25 protein-coding genes are annotated in these 23,930 nt (G+C 62.9%); 15 read left to right on the top strand and 10 right to left on the bottom strand.

Translation table 11 applies throughout. The features are described from left to right. Nucleotides 1-243: 243 nt before the first annotated feature. On the top strand, nucleotides 244-1,029 hold the full coding sequence (locus J3A71_RS18200; RefSeq protein ID WP_016486159.1) for a fumarylacetoacetate hydrolase family protein: 786 nt from the start codon (nucleotides 244-246) through the stop codon (nucleotides 1,027-1,029). Here the strand turns inward: J3A71_RS18200 and J3A71_RS18195 are convergent. After that, nucleotides 1,019-1,837, bottom strand: a complete 819-nt coding sequence (locus J3A71_RS18195; RefSeq protein WP_024717800.1) for a helix-turn-helix domain-containing protein — start codon at nucleotides 1,835-1,837, stop codon at nucleotides 1,019-1,021. The genes J3A71_RS18200 and J3A71_RS18195 overlap by 11 nt on opposite strands. Nucleotides 1,838-1,944: 107 nt before the next feature. On the opposite strand from J3A71_RS18195, the gene J3A71_RS18190 reads away from it, so the two are divergent. Continuing rightward, entirely contained in the window at nucleotides 1,945-2,259 is a 315-nt protein-coding gene (locus J3A71_RS18190) for a DUF2834 domain-containing protein (RefSeq protein ID WP_016486161.1), read from the top strand. A 172-nt stretch (nucleotides 2,260-2,431) separates the two neighbouring features. Further along, nucleotides 2,432-2,659, top strand: a complete 228-nt coding sequence (locus J3A71_RS18185; RefSeq protein WP_016486162.1) for a hypothetical protein — start codon at nucleotides 2,432-2,434, stop codon at nucleotides 2,657-2,659. Between the two features lie 75 nt (nucleotides 2,660-2,734). Here J3A71_RS18185 and J3A71_RS18180 read toward each other — a convergent pair whose 3' ends face one another. Further along, nucleotides 2,735-3,115: a hypothetical protein gene (locus J3A71_RS18180; protein ID WP_060516778.1), complete on the bottom strand. Its 381-nt coding sequence runs from the start codon at nucleotides 3,113-3,115 to the stop codon at nucleotides 2,735-2,737. 188 nt (nucleotides 3,116-3,303) lie between these two features. On the opposite strand from J3A71_RS18180, the gene pstS reads away from it, so the two are divergent. The 9 genes from pstS to J3A71_RS18135 all read left to right on the top strand — a co-directional run bounded on the left by pstS (nucleotide 3,304) and on the right by J3A71_RS18135 (nucleotide 13,101). Beyond that, entirely contained in the window at nucleotides 3,304-4,335 is a 1,032-nt protein-coding gene (gene pstS, locus J3A71_RS18175; protein WP_016486164.1) for a phosphate ABC transporter substrate-binding protein PstS, read from the top strand. A gap of 70 nt (nucleotides 4,336-4,405) precedes the next feature. Next, entirely contained in the window at nucleotides 4,406-5,374 is a 969-nt protein-coding gene (gene pstC / locus J3A71_RS18170; protein WP_016486165.1) for a phosphate ABC transporter permease subunit PstC, read from the top strand. Beyond that, the gene (pstA, locus tag J3A71_RS18165) at nucleotides 5,371-6,264 is read left to right on the top strand and encodes a phosphate ABC transporter permease PstA (RefSeq protein ID WP_016486166.1); all 894 of its coding nucleotides are present in this window, start codon (nucleotides 5,371-5,373) and stop codon (nucleotides 6,262-6,264) included. Before pstC ends, pstA begins: the two co-directional genes overlap by 4 nt. Before the next feature lie 50 nt (nucleotides 6,265-6,314). Beyond that, nucleotides 6,315-7,103, top strand: coding sequence for a phosphate ABC transporter ATP-binding protein PstB (pstB, locus tag J3A71_RS18160; protein ID WP_016486167.1), 789 nt, complete (start codon nucleotides 6,315-6,317; stop codon nucleotides 7,101-7,103). A gap of 93 nt (nucleotides 7,104-7,196) precedes the next feature. Further along, entirely contained in the window at nucleotides 7,197-7,895 is a 699-nt protein-coding gene (locus tag J3A71_RS18155; protein ID WP_016486168.1) for a hypothetical protein, read from the top strand. Then, entirely contained in the window at nucleotides 7,895-8,494 is a 600-nt protein-coding gene (locus J3A71_RS18150) for a hypothetical protein (protein WP_016486169.1), read from the top strand. Before J3A71_RS18155 ends, J3A71_RS18150 begins: the two co-directional genes overlap by 1 nt. A 248-nt stretch (nucleotides 8,495-8,742) precedes the next feature. Beyond that, a complete protein-coding gene (locus tag J3A71_RS18145) occupies nucleotides 8,743-9,930 on the top strand; it encodes a porin (RefSeq protein WP_096425947.1) in 1,188 nt (395 codons plus the stop codon). Between the two features lie 140 nt (nucleotides 9,931-10,070). Continuing rightward, complete coding sequence (gene nosP, locus J3A71_RS18140) at nucleotides 10,071-11,234, top strand: nitric oxide-sensing protein NosP (protein ID WP_016486171.1); 1,164 nt, start codon at nucleotides 10,071-10,073, stop codon at nucleotides 11,232-11,234. Beyond that, on the top strand, nucleotides 11,203-13,101 hold the full coding sequence (locus tag J3A71_RS18135; RefSeq protein WP_102667659.1) for a NahK/ErcS family hybrid sensor histidine kinase/response regulator: 1,899 nt from the start codon (nucleotides 11,203-11,205) through the stop codon (nucleotides 13,099-13,101). Before nosP ends, J3A71_RS18135 begins: the two co-directional genes overlap by 32 nt. 61 nt (nucleotides 13,102-13,162) lie before the next feature. Here the strand turns inward: J3A71_RS18135 and J3A71_RS18130 are convergent, their stop codons facing one another. The 6 genes from J3A71_RS18130 to J3A71_RS18105 all read right to left on the bottom strand — a co-directional run bounded on the left by J3A71_RS18130 (nucleotide 13,163) and on the right by J3A71_RS18105 (nucleotide 18,323). After that, complete coding sequence (locus tag J3A71_RS18130) at nucleotides 13,163-13,828, bottom strand: response regulator transcription factor (protein WP_060516772.1); 666 nt, start codon at nucleotides 13,826-13,828, stop codon at nucleotides 13,163-13,165. Between the two features lie 52 nt (nucleotides 13,829-13,880). Next, nucleotides 13,881-14,429: a PQQ-dependent catabolism-associated CXXCW motif protein gene (locus J3A71_RS18125; protein WP_016486174.1), complete on the bottom strand. Its 549-nt coding sequence runs from the start codon at nucleotides 14,427-14,429 to the stop codon at nucleotides 13,881-13,883. Between the two features lie 161 nt (nucleotides 14,430-14,590). Beyond that, nucleotides 14,591-15,382 (bottom strand): ABC transporter permease, encoded by a 792-nt coding sequence (locus J3A71_RS18120; protein ID WP_016486175.1) that lies wholly within the window; start codon nucleotides 15,380-15,382, stop codon nucleotides 14,591-14,593. Then, nucleotides 15,379-16,119, bottom strand: a complete 741-nt coding sequence (locus tag J3A71_RS18115) for an ABC transporter ATP-binding protein (protein ID WP_016486176.1) — start codon at nucleotides 16,117-16,119, stop codon at nucleotides 15,379-15,381. Before J3A71_RS18115 ends, J3A71_RS18120 begins: the two co-directional genes overlap by 4 nt. After that, on the bottom strand, nucleotides 16,116-17,105 hold the full coding sequence (locus tag J3A71_RS18110; RefSeq protein WP_016486177.1) for a YVTN family beta-propeller repeat protein: 990 nt from the start codon (nucleotides 17,103-17,105) through the stop codon (nucleotides 16,116-16,118). The genes J3A71_RS18115 and J3A71_RS18110 overlap by 4 nt, the downstream gene beginning before the upstream one ends. 30 nt (nucleotides 17,106-17,135) lie before the next feature. Then, the gene (locus tag J3A71_RS18105) at nucleotides 17,136-18,323 is read right to left on the bottom strand and encodes an ABC transporter substrate-binding protein (protein WP_096425949.1); all 1,188 of its coding nucleotides are present in this window, start codon (nucleotides 18,321-18,323) and stop codon (nucleotides 17,136-17,138) included. Between the two features lie 150 nt (nucleotides 18,324-18,473). On the opposite strand from J3A71_RS18105, the gene J3A71_RS18100 reads away from it, so the two are divergent. Beyond that, nucleotides 18,474-19,748 carry a sensor histidine kinase gene (locus J3A71_RS18100; protein WP_096425950.1) on the top strand — a complete coding sequence of 425 codons (1,275 nt, stop codon included), beginning with the start codon at nucleotides 18,474-18,476 and terminating at the stop codon, nucleotides 19,746-19,748. Then, nucleotides 19,748-20,386: a response regulator transcription factor gene (locus tag J3A71_RS18095; RefSeq protein ID WP_023046938.1), complete on the top strand. Its 639-nt coding sequence runs from the start codon at nucleotides 19,748-19,750 to the stop codon at nucleotides 20,384-20,386. Before J3A71_RS18100 ends, J3A71_RS18095 begins: the two co-directional genes overlap by 1 nt. Before the next feature lie 159 nt (nucleotides 20,387-20,545). Here J3A71_RS18095 and J3A71_RS18090 read toward each other — a convergent pair whose 3' ends face one another. Next, nucleotides 20,546-21,205 (bottom strand): pentapeptide repeat-containing protein, encoded by a 660-nt coding sequence (locus J3A71_RS18090; protein WP_209953081.1) that lies wholly within the window; start codon nucleotides 21,203-21,205, stop codon nucleotides 20,546-20,548. A 109-nt stretch (nucleotides 21,206-21,314) separates the two neighbouring features. Beyond that, entirely contained in the window at nucleotides 21,315-23,210 is a 1,896-nt protein-coding gene (gene exaA / locus J3A71_RS18085) for a quinoprotein ethanol dehydrogenase (protein WP_024717797.1), read from the bottom strand. Nucleotides 23,211-23,464: 254 nt separating this feature from the next. Here exaA and pedF point away from each other — a divergent pair, with 254 nt between their 5' ends. Further along, nucleotides 23,465-23,926 carry a cytochrome c-550 PedF gene (gene pedF / locus J3A71_RS18080; protein ID WP_016486183.1) on the top strand — a complete coding sequence of 154 codons (462 nt, stop codon included), beginning with the start codon at nucleotides 23,465-23,467 and terminating at the stop codon, nucleotides 23,924-23,926. Nucleotides 23,927-23,930 lie beyond the last annotated feature (4 nt).

The raw sequence follows: 23,930 nt of genomic DNA, 5'->3' as shown, positions 1-23,930 counted from the left end.
AGCGGCCTTGTGTCGCGATTGGGCCGAAGAGCGGCCCCAGGATCCTTGCAGGACCGTCGAGACCGGTGGGGCCGCGTTGCGGCCCAATCGCGACACAAGGCCGCTCCCACAAGGATCGCATCAGCTTCCAGAAGTCGTTTCATAAAGGTTTGTGATGCCAGGCATCATGACAATATATTTATCCTTATCAATTCCAGGCCCTAGCATCGGTTGCCCGGCATCGCCCATTTCCATGAGGTCTTGATGAACAGTTCGCTTTTCGTACCCCAACGTACCGCGGCCCTGTTGCTGCAGCACTGGCGCAGCGGTGAATTGCTGACGGAACTGCCTGCCAGCCTCAGGCCCGAAACCTTGAAACAAGGCTATGACAGCCAGGATCAGTTCTTCGCCGCCGCCGCTGGTCAGCGTGCCGGGTGGAAGCTGGGTGTCGGCAGCCCCGCAGGCATGCGTGCGGCCAACCTGTCCCGGCCGCTGATTGGCCAACTGGAAGCAAAGCGCTGCCACGCGGATGGCGTGCACATCGAACTGCCGGCCGTGACCCCTGTGACCATCGAATGCGAGATCGCCTTCGTGCTTGACCGCGATATCCCCCCGCAAGCGGGACGCCTGCCGGCCAGCGAGGATATTCGCGCAACCTGCGTCACTTTCGAGGTGGTGCGCTCACGCTTCGTCGACCGCAAGCGCGTCGGCTGGCCAAGCTTCGTGGCGGACAACGTGGGCTTTGAAGCGTTGGTCGTGGGCAACAGCCTTGGGGCAGGCATCAACGTACCCTTGCTTGCAGACCTGGCCGAGACCACCGAGGTGTACGTAGATGGCGAGTTACGCGCCCGCGGCTTGTCTGGCGATGCTGCGACCGACCCGCTGGTGTCGCTGGCCCACCTGTATGCCCATGCTGCCGAACGCGGCCAGACATTGAAGGCAGGTGATGTGGTGACCACGGGGGCCATGTGCCAGCCGTTCGACCTGAATCAAACAGGCCATCAGGTTAGCGCCAGGTTCCTTGGCCAGGCGCTGTCGTTCACGCTGTAACCGCCGACCATTGATCAAACGCCGCCTGCATCCTCTGCCGGGTTTGTGGGTCGGCGGGGATCAGGTGCTCGATCCGCAGTGATTCCACGGTGATATCCAGCGGCATGCCGAAGGTGGTGAAGGTCGACAGGAACCTGAGCTCGCCATAGGGGGTGCTCACGCGGGTCAGCAACACGGGCGCGATACCTGCCGCCTGTTCTGGGTTGGCCGGGGTTGGAAGATTGCGCAAGTGTTCTGCCAGCGTCGGGTTGCCCACTGCCTCCCTGGATGCACGTTGCCAGGCAACGGCACGAATTTCCTGCGCATTGGCCAGATGATCGCCCAGGCCGCCAGGGCGCAGCAGTGTATCCAGAAGGTTAAGGCCAGGCGCCGCCTGCGCCGCAACACCCACCATCGCCAACAGCAGGCCGGTACTGGCATTGGCAGCGATGACCTGCCAGTTGCTGTCGATGACGATTGCAGGTGCAGGGTTGTTCGCCTGCAGGATGTGTTCGATGGCGGCATGCACCAATGCCAGTTCAGGCGCGTCGAGCGGCGAGGCCGCGTAGCGGGGCGCGTACCCGGCGGCAATGAACACTTCGTTGCAGTGCTCCAGTGGCGCGCCAAGGGCCGAAAGCAGGGCATGCAAGGTGCCAGGGCTGGCCTTGGCGCGCCCGGTTTCCAGGCAGCTCAGGTGGCGCTGCGATACGCCAGCCAATAGCGAAAGCGCCAGCTGGCTGAGCCCGGCCTGCTGGCGCAAGTGACGCAGATGCTGGCCTGCCGAAGTATCCGGCGCAGGGCTTTTGCGATGGAACAGATGATGACTCATGCCTTGATCCTTATCGTCCTTGATTGCAGCGTCCATGACCTCACAGGTCATTGAGCGCAGGCAACCCTATCACTACTGTGCCGGCAAACCCTACAGAGGAAAGGACGATGGGCTTGCGTATCTGCGCGCTGGCGTTGCTGGTGCTGTTTTCGCTGTATACCGGCTGGACGATGCAGATTGCCGAGCAGTCGCTGCTGGCGTTCGGGCTAACGCTGCTGTCGCGGCCAGACACTGCTCAGGTGGTCATTGACCTGTATCTGATGGCGGGGCTGGCCTGCGTCTGGATGGTGAGGGACAACCGTATGCGGGGCGGGAAGGGGATATCGTTGCTGCCCTACCTGTTGCTGACGGCTGTGTTCGTTTCGGCGGGGCCGCTGTTGTATCTCGTCAACAGAGGCGTTGCCGGGGTGCGTCAGCCATGAGCAATGCCTTGAGTGTTTATGCGCTGTGGATGCCATCGGGGCTGTCTGCCTGTTGGGTTTCTGCGCACTCATTACCGCGAGCGTAGGTAAATGAACCAAAATATTGCATGAGTCATCTTGATGCTTTGACATAAGGCTACTAATACTTAAGCACTGCCGAAGAGGGACGATCATGCAGACGCGCTTCGTTGTGGTGCCCGCAGTGCCAGTAAAGCGAGAGGTTTACCCTCGGCGTCTTGGCTTTCCCGCCGCCCTGGGAGAGGGTTATGACCTTTACGACACCCAGGAAAAGATGCGCTTGAGCCTCAACTTTGTCACACGGGCCCAAGCCGAGTTCGAGTGTGCGTGCCGCAACCGCAGCCAGGAAGGCGATGAAGCGGGTATTGTCGGTATTGGCTGATTCGGTGAAGCCCAGATAAGGGACGGGATAGCTTTAATGATGGCACCGGCGCAGCCGGTGCCAGCCATCGAGCCCTCAACCTTGTTTGCGCAGCGCTTCTACCAACTCTGCCTTGGTCATGGTGGAGCGGCCCTTGATGTCTTTGCTGCGCGCTTCCTTCATCAGGCTTTGCTTGCTCTGGCTTTCCAGAGAAACACCCGAACTGCGCGAATGACCCTGGCGTGACTTGGCCGCGCGTTTGGCTGAGTCGGAGCGGGCTGTCTTCTTCTCGCTGGCAGCCGTGTGGCTCCCCGAGCCACCCTTCTTGTCGCCACCTCCGGACTGTTTGTTGACGGTGGCCCAGGCACGGGCTTCGGCCTCTGCTTTCGACAATCCCCTGTCTTCGTAACTCTCCTCTATATGCTCGGCCTTGCGCTTCTGTTTGTCTGTGTATTTGTCCTTGTCACCGCGTGGCATGGTGTTCACTCCTGCTGGATTTGCCTGCACGGTTGAGGCCAGGCGTCCATCGAGAGTGCCGGACCATGGACGAGCGGTGCGTCATGGCACAGGCAAAAAGCTCTACCGTGCGGCCTGCCACTCAACAGTCACAAAGCTGTAACACAGCTGATGCAAAGTGTGCCGGCCATCACAAGGAGCACTTTTTGATGAAACGCCTGATGAAGTCTGCTGCACTCGCCGTTGCGGTCTCCCTTTGCGCCACTTCGGCAGCCTTTGCTGCAGAAAACGTTCGCCTGACAGGTTCCGGCGCCAGCTTCCCTGCACCGATCTACCTGACCTGGTTCAAGGACTTCAGCAAGAACACTGCTGGCGTCACCGTTGACTACCAGTCCAAGGGCAGCGGGGCGGGCGTTCAGGACTTCCTGAACAAGACCGTCGACTTCGCCGCCAGCGACTCGGCCATGAGCGAAGCAGACATTGCCAAGGTTGGCGAAGGCGTGCAGTTGCTGCCAATGACCGCCGGTGAAATCGTCCTGGCCTACAACCTGCCGGGCAACCCTAAAGGGCTGAAGCTGCCGCGCGAGGTGTACTCCAACATCTTCCTGGGCAAGATCACCCAGTGGAACGACCCGCAAATCGCCGCGGCCAACCCTGAGCTGAAACTGCCAGCTACCCCGATCACTGTGGTCGTGCGTGCCGACTCCAGCGGTACCACTGCGGTCTTCACCAAGCACCTGTCGGCCATCAACGCTGACTTCAAGCAAGGGCTGGGTGAGGGCAACACCGTCAACTGGCCGGCCACCGACAAGTTCATCAAATCGCCGAAGAACGATGGCGTAACCGCCACCGTCCGCCAGACCCCGGGCGCCATCGGCTACATCGAATACGGCTTCGCCAAGCTGGCCAAGGTCGACTTCGCCGTGCTGCAGAACAAAGCTGGCCAATACGTCGTGCCAAACGCAGAGAGCGGTGCCGAAGCACTGGCTGCGGTAAACATGCCGGAAAACCTGGTGGCCTGGCTGCCTGACCCGGACGGTGCCAAGTCCTACCCGATCACTTCCTACACCTGGATGATCTTCCGCAAGGACAACGGCAACCCGGCAAAAGCCAAGGCCATGCGTGAAATGGTCGAGTACAGCCTGACCAAAGGCCAGACCATCGCCGACTCGATGGGTTACATCCCGCTGCCTGCGTCGGTTGTCGACCAGGTGCGTAAAGCGTCTGCCAACATCCAGTAATACCCAGGCGCTCCCGGTATCGGCATGAAGCCATGCCGGGGGTGTTTGTCCCTTGTCCCGGAACTTGCCCATGAACACACCCTTTGCCATACCGGATAACCCCGATTCCGCGTGCCAGCCACCGTCTGCGAAAGACTTCCTGGTCGATCGCACCTTCCGTGCGCTTGCACGCATTGGTGTGGTGCTGGTACTGGCGCTGGTCTTCGCGCTGGTCTACGAAGTGGGCCGCAAGGCACTGCCCGGCATCGAAAAGCATGGCTTTGACGTGCTGTTCGGCAGCGTCTGGGACGTCAACCAAGGCAAGTACGGTATTCTGCCAGCGATCTGGGGCACGCTTTACAGTGCCTTCATCGCCCTGTTGATCGCCGGTTTCTTCGGCGTCAGCATGGCCATTTTCCTCACCCAGGATTTCCTTCCGGCCAAGCTCGCCGCAGTGTTCCGCACCATCGTCGAACTGCTCGCCGCCATCCCCAGCGTGGTCTACGGCCTGTGGGGCATCTACGTTGTCATCCCGGCGATTCGCCCGCTGACCGCCTGGTTGAACAGCGAGCTGGGCTGGATCCCGTTTTTCGGCACCTCCCTGAGCGGGCCCGGCCTGCTGCCTGCTGCGCTGGTACTGGCGATCATGATCCTGCCGACCATCGCTGCCGTTTCCCAGGATGCGCTGACCAGCGTACCGATGAAAACCAAGCAGGCTGCCTACGGCATGGGCACTACCCACTGGGAAGCCATCCTCAAGGTGATGGTGCCATCGGCTGCTACTGGCATCTTTGGTTCGCTGGTACTGGGCCTGGGCCGCGCGCTCGGTGAAACCATGGCACTGGCCATGCTGGTCGGCAACGCCAACACCATTTCCCTTTCCTTGTTCGCCCCGGCCAACACCCTGGCGGCGCTGCTGGCGCTGAACTTCCCGGAAGCCGGCCCGAACGAGGTCGAAGTGCTGATGTACGCGGCACTGGTCCTGATGTTCATCACTCTGCTGGTGAACGTGCTCGGCTCGATGATCATGCTCTACGCCCAGCGTGGTAACAAACAATGACTGACTTGACGACCCCTGTAGCCGCATTGCCCAGCCTGCAACGCAAGCTGGAAGGCCGTGCCCTGCGCAGCGTGCTTTTGACCACCCTGGCATGGCTCGCGGCGCTGGTGGCCAGCGTGCCGCTGATTTCCGTGCTGTACATGCTGATCACCCGCGGCGGTGCACGCCTGAGTCTGGAAGTGTTCACCGAGCTGCCGCCGACCGGCTTCGAGATGGGTGGCGGTTTTGGTAACGCCATGGCCGGTACCTTCGTCATGGTCGGCATTGCCGCCGCCATCGCGGTACCGGTCGGTATCCTGGCAGCAGTGTTCCTGGCCGAACTCGGCCCCGACAGCAAGCTGGCCAACGCCGCGCGCTTTGCCGCCAAGATGCTCACCGGCCTGCCGTCGATCCTGGCCGGGGTGTTTGCCTACGCCCTGGTGGTGATGACCACCGGAACCTACTCGGCGCCGGCTGGCGGTGTGGCCTTGGCAGTACTGATGCTGCCGATCGTGGTGCTGACTGCTGAAGAGTCGATGAAGATGGTGCCCAAGATCATGAAAGACGCCGCTTACGGCATGGGCTGCACCCGTGCTCAGGTGATCTGGAAAATCGTCCTGCCCACCGGCCTGCCGGCCATCCTCACCGGCGTCATGCTGGCCGTGGCCCGCGCCGCTGGCGAAACCGCGCCGCTGCTGTTCACCGCATTGTTCAGCAACTACTGGATCTACCATGACGGCAGCCTGGCGGTCATGAACCCTACGGCTTCGCTCGCCGTACTGATTTACAACTTCTCCGGCATGCCATTCGACAACCAGCTCGAGCTCGCCTGGGCGGCCTCGCTGGTGCTGGTCATGATCGTGCTGGTCATCAACATTCTGAGCCGAGTCTTCGGCAAGCCCAAGTATTGAGAAAGGGAGCATCCAACTTGAACGTATCCACTGCGCAAAGAGCCGCTCCCATGGTCAATGAAGCCACCCCGATCGTCATGGACTGCAAGCTGGACAAGATTTTCTACGGCAACTTCATGGCCGTGCGTGACAGCCATGTGCCGATCAGGAAGAACGAGATCACCGGCTTCATCGGGCCGTCGGGCTGCGGCAAGAGTACCGTGCTGCGTAGCCTCAACCGCATGAACGACCTGGTGAAGGGCTTCCGGTTTGAAGGCCATGTGCACTTCCTGGGCCAGGATGTCTACGGCAAGGGTGTTGACCCGGTGGTCGTGCGCCGCTACATCGGCATGGTATTCCAGCAGCCCAACCCGTTCTCGATGAGCATCTTCGACAACGTCGCCTTCGGCCTGCGCCTGAACCGCTACAAGGGCGACCTGGGTGACCGCGTGAAGCACGCCTTGCAAGGCGCCGCGCTGTGGGACGAAGTGAAGGACAAGCTCAAGGTCAGCGGCCTGTCGCTGTCCGGCGGCCAGCAGCAGCGTCTATGCATTGCCCGCGCCATCGCCACCGAACCGGAAGTGCTGCTGCTGGACGAACCCTGCTCGGCACTCGACCCGATTGCCACCCGTCGCGTGGAAGAGCTGATGGTCGAGCTGAAGAAGGACTACACCATTGCCCTGGTCACCCACAACATGCAGCAGGCGATTCGTGTGGCGGACACCACGGCGTTCTTCTCGGTCGATATTTCCCAGGGCAGCCGCACCGGTTACCTGGTCGAGATGGGCCCTACGGCGCAGATTTTCCAGAACCCACGCGAGCAACTGACCAGCGACTACATCAGCGGCAAGTTCAGCTGAGTCAGGCACGCCAAGGTGGCCGGGTGTTGCAGCCAGGGAGGTTGCAGCAACCGGCCGCGTTACCTTCCGTTAAAGTGTTACCCGGGATTTCCAATGCGAGCAACGCGTCGTCTTGATCTTTCAGCGGTAGAGCGCGCACTGCGCGAGGTGCAAGGCCGCTTTGCCGAACTCAGCCGGCATTTCACCGAACCGCGGGATCCGTTTACCGACGAGGTGCTGCTGAACGTACTTGAAGGCTATGCACTGATTGACGACTATGTCGCTCGCGGTATCGACCTGTTCGACCTGCAGCAGCTGAACCTGATGCTGGAAATCAACGCCACTGTGCTGTGCGGCAGCGACCCGGCCCGTCGCCTGGAATATGCCCCGCACCTCGCCGCAACCGAGGCGCACTTTTTCAACAACGTCGAAGGTGGCATCAAGGACTTGTACAACTGGTACTGCTCGTACCGCAGCGATTCGATCTGGAAGCGGGCAGCCGGTGTTTATGTACGAATCCTCAGCAAGCCGCAGTTGTTCATCGAAGGCAACAACCGCACAGGTTCGCTCATTGTCAGCTACCTGCTGATGCGTGCCGGCTTGCCGCCTTTCGTGCTGTCGCTGGACAACGCCGAGGGTTACTTCAACCCGTCCTCGGTCATACGCAACTCCGCTAAACACGGTGTCAAGGCTTTGTACGAACTCCCCAAGATCAAGAAAAAGTACGCCGCTTTCCTCGAAGAGAAGGCGCCTGAGCCCGGCAAGTTCTTCCTGAGCGGCACGCCTGTGCCTGTCTGTGAGGGGCGCCGCTGATGCAACGTTACTCCATGTTCGCACGCGGGCGCCAAGCCCTTGAACGCAAGCTCAAGCGTGGCCAGGTACGCATTTCGTTCGATATCGACGACACGCTCGCCTGCCTGCCCGAACACGCTGCCGCCGAAGACAGCAAGCTGCCGAATTTCGTCCATCGCTGGTTGGGCGAGCCCCTGCGCAGTGGCACCCGCTCGCTGATCCGCGACCTGCGCCGCCAGGGCTGCAGCATCTGGATCTATACCTCGTCGGGGCGCACCCCGGCCTACATCCGGCGCTGGCTGATGCTTTATGGCATCCATGTCGATGGTGTGGTCAACAGTGACCGGCACCAGCATATCCTGGCCCAGAACGGCCTTGAGCATTCGCCTTCGAAGTTGCCATCGGCGTTCGACATCGATCTGCATGTCGATGATTCCGAAGGCGTGCGGCTTGAGGGCGTCGACCATGGTTTTCGCGTAGTGGTGGTGTGCCCGAAAGACGAAAACTGGGCCCAGAAGGTGATGGACGCGGCGGTCGACGTGCAAGCACGGCTGGCCTGGCAGCAACCGCACCGCTATGAGATGCCCGAGCGCCAGCGCTCGCAGGCGCTTGCTTCCTGAGGGCAGTGGTCAGCGCAACAACGGGGCCGCAGGGCGGCCCCAGTTCGTACAGATGTACTGATACCCGCCTGCTATTCATGCGTACACCCTAAGTCTTGCCTCCTGGCCAGACCTGGTACCGCGACCAAATCATCACGCCGCATTCGCCAGCCCAAGGCCGCTACCCGCTCGCCCGAAAGCAGCGTATCTGGCCATTTGGCCACTTCCGATAATCGCCTCCGACATCCTGTCCCCGTTTGGAGCGCGCCATGCACAACAACAATAAGCACCTGCCGCCTCGTTTCCTCGCAGCCGCCATCGCCAGCTTTTCTGCCCTGGGCCTGAGCGGCGTCGCCGAGGCCGAGATCATGCTGTACGACAAGGACCAGACAACGTTTTCCACCGACGGTTACATCAATGCCTTCTACGTCAACAGCAAGGTCGACCGTGAGGGCGAACAGTTCGACCGCCGCCAGTCGCGGGTGAAAATGGGCTTCTTGCCTAACTACCTGGGCTTCAACATGGGCAAGCAGGTGGATGACCTGAAGCTCGGCGCGCGTGCCTCGTTCTGGGTAACCATCAACGACAGTGAAACCAACGGCACCGACACCGCCATCGACGTGCGGCAGTTCTACGGCACCGTGGCCAACCCCGCGTGGGGCGAGGTGTTGATCGGCAAGGACTTCGGGCTGTTTGCCCGCTCCAACATCCTGCTGGACGAGCTGCTGGCAGGGTATGGCCAGGTCAGCGACACGCTGGGGCTGGTGGACGGCGGCGGGGTGTCGTTCGGCAACATCGGCAGTGGTTACCCGTACCCGTTCCCCACCTCGCAGATCACCTACCGCACCCCGGTGATGGACGGCCTGCGAGTAGCAGTGGGCATCATGGACCCGGTAGACACCAACGACAGCAGCCCGACCGGCAAGGCCTACCAGGAAAACCCGCGCACCGAAAGCGAGATCACCTACCAGTTCGACCTGGGCGGGGCGCAGATCTACAGCTGGGTCAACGGCAGCTACCAGACCTCGGACAATACCGATTCGACGGTGGAGTCCGTCACCTCCAAAGGTGTCGGCTATGGCGTGCAGGCCAAGATGGGGGGCTGGTCGCTGACCGGCTCGGGGTTCCAGGCAAAGGGTATCAACCCGTTCTTCACCAACAACGCTGGCGAACCGGTGTTGCGCAATGTCGACAGTGACGGCTACCTGCTGCAGGGCTCGTACACGTTCGGCAAGAACCGCGTGGCGCTGTCCTATGGCAAGACCAAGGACGATGGCAATGGCGCGGTGGGCAGCGGGGCAGACTATGAAACCCGCGGCGTGGCGCTGTTCCATGATGTGAACGACAACCTGAAGCTGGTGGCTGAGTACAACCAGTTTTCCATCGACGGGCATGACACCCGTGCGCAGAACGAAGACACCGATACCTTTGCGGTGGGTGCGGTGTTGACCTGGTGAATCCCTGGGGCCGCAAGGCGGCCCCAAATGATGCGGGCTATTACGCCCATGGAACCGCCCACCCGCTACCCAAGTAGCATTCGTCCCCCTTGCTCACCTTCGTACACTGACCCCTCAGCCACCCCGCGCCGGAGACCACGATGCAGCAGGCTCAAAACGACGGTGTGGTCCGCGCCATGTCCCAGGCTAACGACGCACGGCAGGCCGCCCAGGACCTGGCGCGCCAGTTGCTGCACCCGCACCTGGGTTTCGTGCTGTTCTTCTGTTCCGCCGAATACGACTTGCAGGCCCTGGGCGAAGCATTGGAGCAGGATTTCGGCGGCATCCGCCTGGTCGGCTGCACCAGCGCTGGCGAAATCACCCCGCTGGGCTACGGCCGCAATTGCGTGACGGCGGTGGGCTTCGATCACCGGCACTTTTCGATTGCCACCGAATTGATCGATGAAATGGAGCACTTCAGCCTGATCGACGCGCAGCAGATGGTCGAGCGCCTGGTCGGCACCTGTCGCAGCAACACCCTGGCACCGATCAAGGGCCACAGCTTTGCCCTGACCCTGCTCGACGGCCTGTCCAGCCGGGAGGAGATGGTGCTGGCCGCCCTCAGCGCAGCCTTGGGGGACATCCCGCATTTTGGTGGTTCGGCAGGCGACGACAACTACCTGACCCGCACCCATGTGTACTTCGGTGGCGTGTTCCACAACGGTGCCGCTGTGGTGGTGCTGGTCAACACCTGGCTGGATTTCGAAGTGTTCACCACGCACCACATCCTCCCACGTGAGGAAAAACTGGTGGTAACCGGCGCCGACAGCGGCCAGCGTCGCGTCTTCGAGCTGAATGCCGAGCCTGCTGCGGAGGAGTACGCCCGCCACATCGGCGTGCCGGTGGCAGCGCTCGACTACCGGGTATTCGCTGCCCATCCGCTGGCCGTGCGCATTCATGATCAGTATTACGTGCGGGCGATCCAGCAGGTGCACCCGGACCTGAGCCTGAGTTTCTACTGCGCGGTGGAAAACGGCATCGTGCTTACCGCCATGACTCCAGGCCCGCTGTTGCCGAACCTGCACCAGCTGTTCGACGGCTTGCAGCAGCGCCTTGGCCCGCCGCTGCTGACCATCGGTTGCGATTGCTTTCTGCGGCGCCTGGAGCTGGAAGACCGGCACGGCCTGGAGCCGGTCGGTGCGTTCTTGCGCGAGCAGCGGGTGATCGGCTTCAACACCTACGGAGAACAGTTCAATGGCATGCATATCAACCAGACCTTCACCGGGGTCGCCATTGCCCGCAACCGGCCTCCTGTCGGGCGCTGAACTGCAGGCCGAGGTCATCCGGCTGCAGCACGAAAACCACAAGTTGCAGCGAATCAACGGCGCGTTGATTGAACGCATCGAGTCGGGGGTAACGCGGGGTAACGACCCCTATGCGGCGTTCCAGCATTCGGTGGTGCTGGCCGAGCAGGTACGTGAACGCACTGACGCCCTGAACCAGGCCATGGCTGAGCTCAAGGCCGTCAACCGCCTGCTCAGCGAGGCCCGACAGCGGGCCGAGACCGCCCACCAGCACCAGATTCGCCTGATCACCGACAATGTCCCGGCGCTGATCGCTTACCTGAATGCCGATCTGGTCTACGAATTCACCAACAAGGTTTATGAAGAATGGTATTGCTGGCCGCACGGCGTGATGCTCGGCCAGAGCCTGCGAGAAGCCCACAGCGAGCAGCATTACCAGCGGCTGGAAGCCTACGTGGCGCGGGCGCTGGCGGGTGAAAGCGTCACCTTCGAATTTGCCGAAACCAACATCAATGGCCAGGAGCGCTACATGCTGCGCTCCTACGTACCGAACCGCCTGGCCAATGGCGAGGTGGTGGGCATTTTCGTGTTGATCCGCGACATTACCGAGCGCCGCAATACCGCTCAGGCGCTGCACCAGGCCTATCAGCACCTGGAGCAACGTGTGCGCGAACGCACCGCGGAACTGACCAGCCTCAACGACCAGCTACTGCGTGAGATCGAGGAGCGCAGCCGGGCCGAGTCGCGCCTGCGGGAGGCCAAGCGCGAGGCCGAGCAGGCCAACCTGTCGAAAACCAAATTCCTCGCTGCGGTCAGCCACGACCTGCTGCAACCGCTGAACGCGGCGCGGCTGTTCACCAGCGCGTTGCTCGAGCGCCGCGAGCTGCAAGACAGTGCCCACCTGGTTCGAAATGTCAGCAACTCGCTGGAAGATGTAGAAAACCTGCTAGGCACCCTGGTGGACATTTCCAAGCTCGATGCCGGGGTGATCAAGGCCGATGTGGCCCCGTTCGCCCTCAGCGAGCTGATGGACAACCTTGCCGCCGAATACGCCCAAGTGGCGCGCAGCGAAGGGCTTGAACTGCATTTTGTAGGTTGTTCGGCGGTGGTGCGCAGTGACACCCAGCTGCTGGCGCGGATCCTGCGCAACCTGCTCAGCAATGCCATCCGCTACACCCGCAGCGGGCGCGTGGTGCTGGGCTGTCGGCGCCAACGTGGCGGCCTGCGGATCGAAGTGTGGGACAGCGGTATCGGCATTGCCGAAGAACACCTGGAAGACATGTTCCAGGAGTTCAAGCGCGGCGACGTCCAGCGGCCGGACCAGGACCGTGGCTTAGGCCTGGGTCTGGCGATCGTGGATAAGATCGCCGGCATCCTCGGCCACCGGATCCGGGTGCGCTCATGGCTCGGCAAGGGCTCGGTGTTCGCCGTCGAAGTGCCGCTGAGCGCCACCGCGCCCAAGCCCCAGCCAAGCCAGATGATCTGCGAGCCGATGCTTGACCGCCTGGGTGGGGCGCGGGTGTGGGTGCTGGATAACGATGCGGCGATCTGCGCAGGCATGCGCACCTTGCTGGAGGGCTGGGGCTGCCAGGTGGTCACTGCGCTGTCGGAAGAAGACCTGGCGCGGCAGGTGGACAATTACCACGCCGAGGCCGACCTGCTGATCGCCGACTATCACCTGGACAACGACTGCAACGGTGTCGACGCCGTGGCGCGGATCAATGCCCGCCGCGCCCAGCCGCTACCGGCGCTGATGATCACCGCCAACTACAGCAACGACCTCAAGCAGCAGATCCGCGAGCTGGGGCACACCCTGATGCATAAACCGGTGCGGCCGATGAAGCTCAAGACGGCGATGAGCCACTTATTGGCCAGCAGCCTGACATAGCCGCTGGCCTTTTCGCAGGCTTCTGTGGGAGCGGGTTCACCCGCGAAGAGGCCGTTACAGGTCAACGCCTCAAGTAATCGGCAAAATCGATATCGCCGGCACTCAGGATCGCCTGCACCCGATTATGCACGTTCAACTTGCGCAAGATCGCCGAGACGTGCGCCTTGACCGTGGTTTCGGCGATATCCAGCGTGTAGGCGATCTGCTTGTTCGATTCGCCCTTGGTCATGCGCTCGAGCACCAGCAGCTGCTTGCGGGTCAGGGCCTGGAGCATTTCCGGCGGGAAGCTCGGGGTATCGTTGTGGCGCCGGCTGGTACTGCTTTTTTGCGCGCGGATGATGTCGGGTGGCAGGTAGACATTGCCATTGAGGATCTGCTCGATCGCTTCGATCATCTGCGAGCGCGGCGAAGACTTGGTGATGAAACCCACGGCACCGTAGGTGATGGCCTGCAGCACGATCTGCTTTTCCTGCTCGGCTGAAACGATCACGACCGGCGTGGTCGGCGCCTCGTTGCGCAGGGTGATCAGGCCGTTGAGGCCGTGCATGCCGGGCATGTTCAGGTCGAGCAGGATCAGGTCGAGGTCGTCGTGCGCCTGGGTCAATGCCAGGGCGCTGTCCAGGTCGGCCGTCTCCATGACCTCGCTGCCTTCAAAACCATCGCTGATGACGTTGTGGATGGCTTCGCGAAACAGCGGGTGATCGTCGGCAATCAGAATTTTGTACATGGCCTTTTCACCTTGTTTTTATTGGATGGGCACGCGTTCGCAGGCAAGTGATTCAGGGAAAGGGCACGGGTTGCGCCGGCTGCAGCGGCAAGTTGGCCTGTTGCCAGGCGTCCAGGCCGTCGCGGTACCAGTACAGGTTGTTATAGCCCAGGGCCTTGGCGCGTTTTACCGCGTTCCAGCTTAACCAGCAATCGGAGCGGCAGTAGAAGACCAGCGGTTGCTCTGGCTGCCCGGCGGTGGCTTTTTGCAGGTTACGCATGAAGTAGTCCTGCCAGGCCGGGCTCAGTTCACCGTCGCCGGTGTTGGCCAACCACAGGCTGCCGGGGAGGTTGCTGTGCGGCTCGTCTTCGATGAAGCGGCCTTGCAGCCATTGGCGGCGATAGACGTCCACCAGCACCGGCCTGGGGGCCTGGCCTAGCAGGCGTTGCAGCGTGGCGGTGTCGATGACCTGGCCACCTTCGACCTGTTGCGGGGTGGGGCTGCGGTAGAGCGTGGTGCGATAGCCTTCGGCGGAGAACAGTGGGGTGGTGTCGGCCTGGGCAATACCCAATGACAGACACAGCGAAAGGGCAGCCAGCAAGGGGCGCAGGGCACGTGGCATGGGGATTTTCCTTTTTGTTATAGGCCCATTACATGCCAGTGGCGGTGCTTTGTGAATGCGACGATTAGACAGCAAAGGCAGTACTAAAGTAGTAGCTTGCGGTTAAAAAGAGAGATGCCACTTCAGCCCTGACGCTCCTGCACAGAGCAAGCAACAGAAGCTCAGCGGGGCTTGCGCAGCGCCGCATGCTGGGGGTTGAAGGTGAGTACCGCCAGCAGGGTAAACAAGGCGGTCAACCCCAGGCACACCGCCAGCGCCAGCAGGTTCAACCGCTCATAAAGCGCAAACCTCACCAGTTCCACGGCATGGGTAAACGGGTTAACAGCACACAGCCAGTACAACCACTGGCTGGCCTCGCGCATCTTCCACAGCGGGTACAACGCCGACGACAGGAAAAACAGTGGAAAGATCACGAAATTCATCACCCCGGCAAAGTTCTCCAGCTGGCGGATCGCGTTCGACAGCAACAGGCCCAGGGCGCTGAGCATGAACGCCACCAGCAGCAATGCCGGCAGCGCCAGCAGCAAGCCCGCGGCAGGTGGCTGCACGCCGTAGAGCCAGGCGATGGCGAGAAAGGCATACACTTGCAGCAGGGAAATCAACGAGGTCGCCAACAGCTTGCTGCCCAGCAGGAACGGCCGCGGCAATGGGCTGGTCAGTAACACGCGCATGCTGCCCATCTCCCGGTCATAGACCATCGACAGCGAGCCCTGCATGCCGTTGAACAGCAGAATCATGCAGGCCAGTCCCGGAATGATGTACACCTCGTAAGGAATATAGGTGTCGTAAGGCTCGATGATGGCAATGCCCAGCGCCGCGCGAAACCCGGCGGCGAACACCAGCAACCACAGCAGCGGGCGCACCAGGGCACTGAGCAAGCGCGTGCGCTGCAACACGAAGCGCAGCCATTCGCGCAGCATGATGCCGTTGAAACATTGCCAGTAAGCGTTCATCGGGCGTCGGCTCCTGAGTGGGCGCTGGTCAGGCGGACAAAGGCGTTGTCGAGGTCGCCGCCGTGCTCCAGGCTCAGCGCATCGGCGGTACCACGGGCTACCAGGCGCCCGTGATGCAGAATCAGCAGGTCATCGGTGGGCTGCACTTCGTCCAGCAGGTGGGTGGTCCACAGCACACTGAGCTGTTGCTCGCGGCATAACCGGCGCAGGTGCTGGTTGAGCGCCAGGCGGCTGGCCGGATCGAGGCCGACGCTGGCTTCGTCGAGCAGCAGCACGCGGGGTTCATGCAGCAGTGCGCGGGCAATTTCCACCCGGCGGCGATGGCCGATGTTCAGCTCGCGCACACGATCGCGACGGCGTTCGCCAAGCCCCTGGCGGGCCAGTTCGGCTTCGACCCGCAGGTTGCTCTGGCGCCGCGACAGGCCATGCAGCGCGGCGTGGTAGCGCAGGTTCTGTTCAACGCTCAGGTCCAGGTCCAGGGTGCTTTGCTGAAACACCACGCCCAGCTGACGCAAAGCCGGGCGTGCAGCGTTGCGCAGCGAGCAGCCGCACACGCGGATGTCGCCGTGTTGCAGGTCGTACAGCCGGGTAAGCAGGGCGATCAAGGTGGACTTGCCGGCGCCATTGGGGCCCAGCAGCGCGGCGAAGCGCCCGGGCGCCAGGCTGAAAGCCACCTGTTTGAGCGCTTCGCGCTGGCCGTAGGCGAAGCTCACATCAATGACGTCGAGGGCATTCATGGTGTTACCACCACGCCCCAGGGGTAGCGCCCGACCTTCACCGACTTGAGTACCTTGAGGTTCTTCGCGTCGATCACCGAAACGTCGCCACTGACCCCGTTGGTGGCCAGCAACTGGCTCTGGTCCGGGGTGAACGCCAGCTGCCAGACCCGCCGCCCGACCAGCAGGTAATCGAGCACATCAAAGGTCGTGGCATCGACCACCGCCACATGGTTGGCCGGCCCCAGGGCGACGAACGCGTACTTGCCGTCGGCGCTGAGCTTGATGCCCACTGGTTGCACCTTGTCCGGGTGAACACCCTTGATCTGGAAATTCAGGGTTTTCAGCACCTGGCGCGTGGCCACGTCGAGAATGGTCACCGTGCCACCAATTTCCGCCGAGGCCCACAACCGCGAACCGTCCTTGTTGAACTCGACGAAACGCGGCCGCTGATCGACCAGGGTGCTGTCGGCCAAGGTCTGGGTGCTGGTGTCGATCCAGTGCAGCATGTTGGTGGTCTCACTGGTATTGACTGCCCACTTGCCGTCGGGGCTCACCGCCATGCCTTCGGGTTCGATACCGACGTCGATCTGCCCCAGCACCTTGTCGGTGACGGTGTCGATCACCGTCACCAGTGCGTCGTCCTCGTTGGACACATACAGCCAGCGGTCGTTGGGGTGCAGGGCAAACTGCTCGGGGTCCTTGCCGGAGGGCAGCTCCTTGATGATCTTGCGGGTGGCCACGTCCATCACCTGTACGCGGTCCGAGTCGCTGGCGCAGATGTACAGTAGCTTGTTGTCGTGTGACAGCAGCAGGCCGCGCGGGCGCTGGCCCACCGGCAGGGTCTCGGTGACTTCAAGGGTTTGCATGTCGATCAGGCTGAGGCTGTTGTCCTTCTCGTTGGACACCCAGGCAGTGGCGGCCATGGCGTGCCCGCTGGCCAGCGCCAGGGCGCCCGACAGCAGGCTGGGGTAAAGCAGGGCCCGGTGGAAGAGGGGGCGGCGCATGGCGAATTCCTTATTGTTGTGGTTATCGGGTCAGGGGTAGCTGCAGGTCACTTCGGGTTTGTCGTAGCCCAGGCTGTCCATTTCGTTGAAAGGGTGCAGGAAGCCCTCCTGCGGCGACGTGCTGACCAGGGCGCGCGGCTGCACCAGCGCGATTGGCTGGCGCAGTTCGCCGTTCCACGGGCGGTAGCTGAGCTTGCGGCCCTTGAAACCATCCAGTGGCAACTGTTCGCTGAGCAGCAGTTGTTGTAGCGCGCGGGGTTCGGCCTGGCGCAGCTTGCTGGCCGCGCTGGCAATGCTGCGCACGGCCATCCAGGCAGCAAAGTCACGGTCATTCATCCAGCGCCCGGCCTGGGCTTCGAAGCGTTTTTGCAGCTGCGCGGCGCCAAAGGTTTCCACGGTCTTGTGCCAGCCGGTGGGGGTGAGACCCTGGGTGCCGGCCACGGGGCGGGGGTACCAGGTCTGGTAGGGCAGGTACTCGCCAAAGTCGCCGCGCTCGTCGGCCACCAGTACAACGTCGTATTCGGCGGTTTGGGTGAACAGCGGCATGTCGGCCTGGGCGCTGCGGCGCTGGTCGTTGTCGAAAGTCCAGGTCTTTTCCGCGACCAGTTGCAGGCCAAAGCGTTTCATTGAGCGGCGCAGGGCTGCGGCGTAGGCCTGGTCGTCTTCGGTCTGGCCGGCCACCAGCAGCGCCCGCTGCCACTTGCGCAGCACCAGGAATTGCACCAGCGCATCGGCCAGCATGGCGCGCCCCGGCAAGCTGTGCAGCACATTGCCCAGGCACTGGCTGCTGCGCAGGCCGTCGTCGGGGCTGCCGGCGTTGAACAACAGGCTGTCGGGGAGGGCGGCAGACAACGCGCGCAGGCTGGCGGCCGGGGCATTCACCACGAACAGCCGCAGGCCTTGGTCGTGCTGCGCCCTGGCTGCCTGCAACAAGGCCTCGGGGCTGTCAACTGTGGCGGGGGTCAGCTGGAATTGCTGCTTCAGGAAGCGCCCGGTGCTGTTGCTGTCGACAACCGCCAGCTCGGCGCCCTGGCGCCCGGCATCGGCAGGCTCAGGAATGATGTTGGACAGCAGCGGGCCGGGATCGGGGCGATAGCCCAGGTAGCCGATGCGTACGTTTAGCGCGTCTGTGGGCTCAGCGGCGGGCGCCAGGGGCGCAGCCAAGGTCGCGGCCAGGGCCAGCAGGCAGGTCAGGGCAAGGTGGGCAGGCTGGCGCATAACACACTCCACGGCAGATGGCGCCAGCATAGGAAGCCCACCGTGAGGGGGAAATATGCAGAAAGTAGCGCCAGGCCGGTACCAAGGTAGTAATTCGGCGCGGCTGTTGCGGTTTTACGATGGGCCACAACGCCCCGAGGAGAATCGCCTGTGCGCCTTGTCAACCTGTCGGCCCTGTGGCGGATCAACCTGTGGGTCACGTGCTGCTTCGCCCTGGTGACGCTGGCCTGTGCCGGCGCGCTGTTGCACCAGGCGGTGGCGGATGTCGAGCGTGAATTGCAGTCTGCCGAAGCGGTGGTGGCGTACCTCGGTGACACTGCCGAACGCGACCCGGCAAGCCTGCAACCCCGGCTGACCCAGAGCCTGCGCCATGTGCGGGTGCACTGGCTAGCGGCGGGAGAAGCGCTGCGGCGACCGGCGCAGAGTGGCCTGGATGCCTGGTTGGGCCGCCAGCTGTTTGACGAGCGCCACAGCAGCCGCCGGCTGCTGGACCTGAATGACGGGCGCCGGGTGTTGATTGCTGTCGATCCACGGGATGAGATCGATGAAGTCTGGGACTCCCTGCAGCAACTGCTGGGTTTGTGTGGCGTGGCCTGGCTGTTGAGCCTGCTGACCATCCGCTGGGCGGTACGGCGGGCCATGGGCCTGCTGGATGAACTGCTGTGCGCCTTGCGTCAGGTTTCGGGCGGGCAGTTGACTGCGCGCTTGCGCGAGGCTGGCCTGCCGGAGGCACGCCAGCTGGCTACCTACTTCAACCACATGACCGCGACGCTGGAGCAGGCTCGGGCCGACAACGCCCGACTGACCCAGGCCCTGCTGGCGGCGCAGGAGCAAGAGCGCACCCAGCTGGCGCAGACCCTGCACGACGACCTTGGGCAATACCTGGCCGGTATTCGTGCCCAGCTCTGTCTGTTGCGTATGGTGGCTGAGCAGCCTGCGGTGGTGACACAGACGGCGCACGACCTCGAACTCAATTGCGAGCGCCTCCAGCAAGGCTTTCGCGCGCTGGTGCACAACCTGTACCCGGTGGCGCTGCACTACATGCCGCTGGCCGAGGCTTTCGGCCTGCTGGTGAGCCAGTGGCAGGCCAGCCAGGGTATCGAATGCCGGCTGCGGGTTGGCGAGCACTTGCCGGCGCTCCCCGGGGCGAGCAGAACGCACTTGTACCGCTTGCTGCAAGAGGCACTGACCAACGTCGCTCGGCATGCCGGCGCAAGCCAGGTGCGGGTGCGCCTGCAGCGCAGTGCCAAGGGTTTGCGCCTGTTCATTCGCGACAATGGCCGCGGGGCGCACCCGCCCCAGCGCCCAGGGGTAGGCCTGCACTCGATGGCCGAACGCGCCCGTAGCCTTGGCGGGGAGCTGCGCATCTTGAGCCGGCCGGGTAGCGGCTGGGCACTGGCCCTGAACATTCCCAAGGAGGTGTGATGAATATCCTGTTGGTCGATGACCATGCCGTGGTCCGCCAGGGCTATGCCAGCCTGCTGCGGACGGTGTTGCCGGCGATGCAGGTACGAGAGGCGGCCAGTGGAGAAGAGGCCTTGACCCGTGTGCAGGAGCAAGTGCCGAACCTGGTGGTCATGGACTTCGGCCTGCCCGGTATCAGCGGCCTGGAAACCACCCGCCGCCTGCGCCAGCGCCTGCCTCAGCTGCGGGTGCTGTTTTTCAGCATGCACGACGAGCTGCCGCTGGTGCGCCAGGCGCTGGAGGCGGGGGCTTCGGGCTACCTGACCAAGAACTCGGCGCCCCAGGTGTTGATCGAGGCGGTGCAGCGGGTGTTGGCCGGGCATGCCTACATCGAACAGCCCTTGGCTACGCAGTTGGCGTGCACGTCACAGCAAGGCAGCAGTGACCCCCGCTTGCAGCGCATGACCCAGCGTGAACTGGAGATTTTCACGATGCTGGCCAAAGGTACGCCGATGCGGGTGATTGCCGAGCAGCTGTGCATCAGCGCCAAGACTGTGTCCAATCATTTGACCTTGCTCAAGAGCAAGTTGCAGGTCAGTTCGCATGCCGAGCTGGTGCACCTGGGCATCAACCTGGGGGTGGTGCGGGTGGCGGGGTGAGGTGTGTCAGCTGCGCTTGCTGGGGCTGCTTCGCAGCCCATCGCGACACAAGGCCGCTCCCACAATGACCGCGTACACACAGCAGTTGGTATGTACGCGGTCATTGTGGGAGCGGCCTTGTGTCGCGATGGGCCGCAAAGCGGCCCCTGCTAACTGAACTCATTTGTCCCATGTATCCGGGCATCCCTTGCACCCCTCCATGTTGGCCTCCTGGAAGTTCCCGTAATGCTGCCGCGCCCCGCGCAAATCCGCACGCGCCAGGTTGCTCTGGCCAAACTTGGCCTCCTGCAGGTTGGCATCGCTGAGGTTGGCCCCTTGCAGATCAGCCTTGCTCAGCCAGGCCATCTCCAGGTCCGCCGCCTGCAAGTTGGCCTGCTGCAGCTTCGCCCCGGACAACCTGGCGAACTGCAAGAAGGCAGCACTGAGGTCGGCCTTTTCAAACTGTGCCCCTTGGGCGAACAAGCCCCAGCCCTGAATGGCCACCAGCTTGCTGTTGCTCAGGTCCGCCACACGCAGGTTGCTCTGTTGCAGGCTGGCACGGGTCAGGTTGGCGCCCTGCAGGCGGGCTTTTTCCAGGTTGGCCAGGTCGAGCCGGGCATGGCGCAGGTCGGCATCACGCAGGTCGGCGCCGGCCAGGTTCATCTTGCGCAGGTCCTGGTTGGCCAGGTTGGCACCGCGCAGGTTGGCCCCCGGGCATTGGCTGGCTTCGGCAATGACGCAGCCGTTGATGGTCAACAGGGCATCGTTGCCATCGTCGTCGGCGCTCACGGCCAAGGCAGGGGACAGTACCAACAGCAAGGCAAATGGCAGGTAGTTCATGGTGAAAGGCTCTCAGTTGGAACAGGGCAGTTGTGGGGCGGACCTGAATGCATTCGGGATAAGCGTTATGGGGCCGCAACGCGGCCCCATAACGCTTTACCTCAGGCAGTCAACGCTGCGCAGTCTTGTTGTCCCAGCTCGGGATCTTGAACACCCAGAACGAGCCGCCCTGAGCCACCGGCTTGGTCAGCTCGGCCATGTCGCCGCCCCACAGCGGCACCGCGCCGCCGTAGCCCACGGTCACGCCGATGTACTGCTCGCCGTCCTGCTCCCAGGTGATGGGCGGCGAGACGATGCCGCTGCCGGTCTGGAACTTCCACAGCTCCTTGCCCGTCTTGGCGTCGAAGGCCTTGAAGAAGCCGTCGCCAGTGCCGGTGAACACCAGGTTGCCCTTGGTTGCCAGCACGCCCGCCCACAGCGGCAGGTGCTCCTTGTGCTCCCACACCAGCTTGCCGGTGGTGGGGTCCATTGCCCGCAGGGTGCCGACATGGTCGTCGTACATGCGCTTGATACGGAAGCCCATGCCCAGGTAAGCCGAGCCCTTCTTGTAGTTCACTTCCTCGGTCCAGTATTCCTCTTTCCACTGGTTGCCCGGGATGTAGAACAGGCCGGTGTCCTGGCTGTAGGCCATGGGGTTCCAGTTTTTGCCACCCAGGAACGGCGGCGAGACTTCCACCGGCTTGCCCTTGGTTTCACCGGGCAGCGGTTTGGCCGGGCGTTGGCCGGGGTTTTCCACCGGGCGCCCGGTCTTCAGGTCGATATGGCTGGCCCAGGTGATGTTGTCGACGAAGGGGAAGGCGTTCTGCAGCTTGCCGTTGTTGCGGTCCACCACGTAGAAGAAGCCGTTGCGGTCGGCGTGCCCGGTGGCCTTGACCACCTTGCCGTCCTTGTCCTTGTAGTCGAACAGCACCAGCTCGTTGTTGCCGGAGAAGTCCCAGGCATCGTTTGGCGTGTGCTGGTAGAACCACTTCACCTCGCCGGTGCTGGGGTCGACACCGACCTGGCCTGAGGTGTAGAGGCTGTCGTAGTCGTGGGGGTTGCCATCCTTGGAGGTGCGCGCCCAAGTGTTCCAGGGGCCGGGGTTGCCAGCGCCAACGATGATGGTGTTGGTCTCGGCATCAAAACTGGCGCTTTGCCAAGGGGCGCCGCCGCCGTGGCTCCAGGCTTCGACCTTGCCGGTTTCGGTGGTCGGGTCGTCTGGCCAGGACGGCGCCTTGACGTCGCCGGTCGGGGTGCTGTCCTTGCCGTTCAGGCGGCCCATGTGGCCTTCGACGAAGGGCCGCATCCATACCTCTTCGCCAGTGTCCGGGTCGCGGGCGAACAGCTGGCCGACCACGCCGAACTCGTCGCCGGAGCTGCCGTGAATCAACAGCACCTTGCCGCTGGTCTTGTCTTTGATCAGCACCGGGGCGCCGGTCATGGTGTAGCCGGCGCTGTGGTCGCCGAACTTCTTGTTCCACACCACCTTGCCGGTATTTTTGTCGAGGGCGATGAGCCGCGCGTCCAGGGTGCCGAAGTAGATCTTGTCGCCGTAGATTGCCGCCCCGCGGTTGACCACGTCGCAGCACGGGCGAATGTTGTCGGGCAGGCGGTGGTTGTAGGTCCACAGGCGTTTGCCGGTCTTGGCATCGAGGGCAAATACCCGCGAGTACGAGCCCGTGACGTAGACCACGCCGTCGCTGACGATGGCCTGGGATTCCTGGCCGCGCTGCTTTTCGTCGCCGAAGGAATAAGACCAGGCCGGGGTCAGCTTGAACACGTTCTGGTCATTGACCTGGGCCAGCGGGCTCCAGCGCTGGGCATTGGTGCCCATGCCGTACTGCAGCACGTCCTGGGTGGTCAGGTGGTCGTTGGCGATGTCTTCCCAGGTGACGCTTTTGCCGGCAGGTGCAGCAGGTGCGGTGGCCGCTGTTGCCACATTGCCCAGGGCCAGGCTACCGGCCAGTAGCAGGACGCGCACGCTCAGGGCCAGAGGGGAAAGGGCAGGTAGCGATCTTATTGTCATGGTTGCAGTTCCCAGTGGAGGTTTTGGCCTGCACAGGGTGGGGCGGGGGCGCTGTCGCGGGATACGGAAAAAGTCCCGCCCTTGCCGGGAAGACTTCCCGAACGGCACCTCAATTGGCCCTTCGCCACAAGCCCTACTACCAAGGGAGTAAGGCCCGGCCACCAAAGCAGCATTCGAGCGTCCGCAGGCTGTTTCTAAGATGGCGGCACGGCCTCTGTGGTTGAGGCTTTGCGTGCAATGGTGAGGGCATAACAATGACAACAAAACGCAATGTGTTGCTTGCTGCAGGGCTGCTGGCCGCAGCGGTGCTGACCGGTACGGCCTGGGCTCATGGCAACGTGGTGCCCCAGGCGGTGGAGACCAAGGGCCTGACCCCGATCAAGGACGCCGGCGTAAGCCTGGACGGCGACGGGTGGGCTGCAGTAAACCCTTACCGCAGCTCGCCCGAGCACGACAAGGCCGTGGAAATCGGCGCCTCGGCCTACAACCAGAACTGCGCTGCCTGCCATGGCCTGGAGGCCAAGTCCGGCGGTATCGCCCCAGACCTGCGCATGCTCGATGCCGGTGACGCCGGGGATGAATGGTTTGTCGAACGGGTACGCCATGGCGCGGTCCGCGATGGCCGTGTGTACATGCCGAAGATGGCCGACTACCTCAGCCAGGAAGCCCTGTGGGCGGTGCGCACCTACCTGGACAGCGTGCACGTCGAGGAGTGACGGC

It is taken from the genome of Pseudomonas sp. PvP089, from assembly GCF_017875165.1.
In the GTDB taxonomy this organism is placed as follows: domain Bacteria; phylum Pseudomonadota; class Gammaproteobacteria; order Pseudomonadales; family Pseudomonadaceae; genus Aquipseudomonas; species Aquipseudomonas fortuita.
The sequence above is the reverse complement of the archived record's forward strand: the minus strand, read 5'-3'. Positions and strand labels throughout refer to the sequence as shown.

Excerpts from the sequence above, each read along its gene's own strand:
- J3A71_RS18105 (WP_096425949.1), bottom strand. The coding sequence starts at position 18,323 with ATGCGCCAGCCTGCCCACCTTGCCCTGACCTGCCTGCTGGCCCTGGCC.
- pstB (WP_016486167.1), top strand. The coding sequence starts at position 6,315 with ATGGTCAATGAAGCCACCCCGATCGTCATGGACTGCAAGCTGGACAAG.
- J3A71_RS18155 (WP_016486168.1), top strand. The coding sequence starts at position 7,197 with ATGCGAGCAACGCGTCGTCTTGATCTTTCAGCGGTAGAGCGCGCACTG.
- pstC (WP_016486165.1), top strand. The coding sequence starts at position 4,406 with ATGAACACACCCTTTGCCATACCGGATAACCCCGATTCCGCGTGCCAG.
- J3A71_RS18120 (WP_016486175.1), bottom strand. The coding sequence starts at position 15,382 with ATGAACGCTTACTGGCAATGTTTCAACGGCATCATGCTGCGCGAATGG.
- J3A71_RS18145 (WP_096425947.1), top strand. The coding sequence starts at position 8,743 with ATGCACAACAACAATAAGCACCTGCCGCCTCGTTTCCTCGCAGCCGCC.
- pstA (WP_016486166.1), top strand. The coding sequence starts at position 5,371 with ATGACTGACTTGACGACCCCTGTAGCCGCATTGCCCAGCCTGCAACGC.
- J3A71_RS18185 (WP_016486162.1), top strand. The coding sequence starts at position 2,432 with ATGCAGACGCGCTTCGTTGTGGTGCCCGCAGTGCCAGTAAAGCGAGAG.
- J3A71_RS18095 (WP_023046938.1), top strand. The coding sequence starts at position 19,748 with ATGAATATCCTGTTGGTCGATGACCATGCCGTGGTCCGCCAGGGCTAT.
- J3A71_RS18130 (WP_060516772.1), bottom strand. The coding sequence starts at position 13,828 with ATGTACAAAATTCTGATTGCCGACGATCACCCGCTGTTTCGCGAAGCC.
- pstS (WP_016486164.1), top strand. The coding sequence starts at position 3,304 with ATGAAACGCCTGATGAAGTCTGCTGCACTCGCCGTTGCGGTCTCCCTT.
- pedF (WP_016486183.1), top strand. The coding sequence starts at position 23,465 with ATGACAACAAAACGCAATGTGTTGCTTGCTGCAGGGCTGCTGGCCGCA.
- J3A71_RS18150 (WP_016486169.1), top strand. The coding sequence starts at position 7,895 with ATGCAACGTTACTCCATGTTCGCACGCGGGCGCCAAGCCCTTGAACGC.
- J3A71_RS18200 (WP_016486159.1), top strand. The coding sequence starts at position 244 with ATGAACAGTTCGCTTTTCGTACCCCAACGTACCGCGGCCCTGTTGCTG.
- J3A71_RS18110 (WP_016486177.1), bottom strand. The coding sequence starts at position 17,105 with ATGCGCCGCCCCCTCTTCCACCGGGCCCTGCTTTACCCCAGCCTGCTG.
- J3A71_RS18180 (WP_060516778.1), bottom strand. The coding sequence starts at position 3,115 with ATGCCACGCGGTGACAAGGACAAATACACAGACAAACAGAAGCGCAAG.
- nosP (WP_016486171.1), top strand. The coding sequence starts at position 10,071 with ATGCAGCAGGCTCAAAACGACGGTGTGGTCCGCGCCATGTCCCAGGCT.
- exaA (WP_024717797.1), bottom strand. The coding sequence starts at position 23,210 with ATGACAATAAGATCGCTACCTGCCCTTTCCCCTCTGGCCCTGAGCGTG.
- J3A71_RS18195 (WP_024717800.1), bottom strand. The coding sequence starts at position 1,837 with ATGAGTCATCATCTGTTCCATCGCAAAAGCCCTGCGCCGGATACTTCG.
- J3A71_RS18125 (WP_016486174.1), bottom strand. The coding sequence starts at position 14,429 with ATGCCACGTGCCCTGCGCCCCTTGCTGGCTGCCCTTTCGCTGTGTCTG.
- J3A71_RS18190 (WP_016486161.1), top strand. The coding sequence starts at position 1,945 with ATGGGCTTGCGTATCTGCGCGCTGGCGTTGCTGGTGCTGTTTTCGCTG.
- J3A71_RS18090 (WP_209953081.1), bottom strand. The coding sequence starts at position 21,205 with ATGAACTACCTGCCATTTGCCTTGCTGTTGGTACTGTCCCCTGCCTTG.
- J3A71_RS18115 (WP_016486176.1), bottom strand. The coding sequence starts at position 16,119 with ATGAATGCCCTCGACGTCATTGATGTGAGCTTCGCCTACGGCCAGCGC.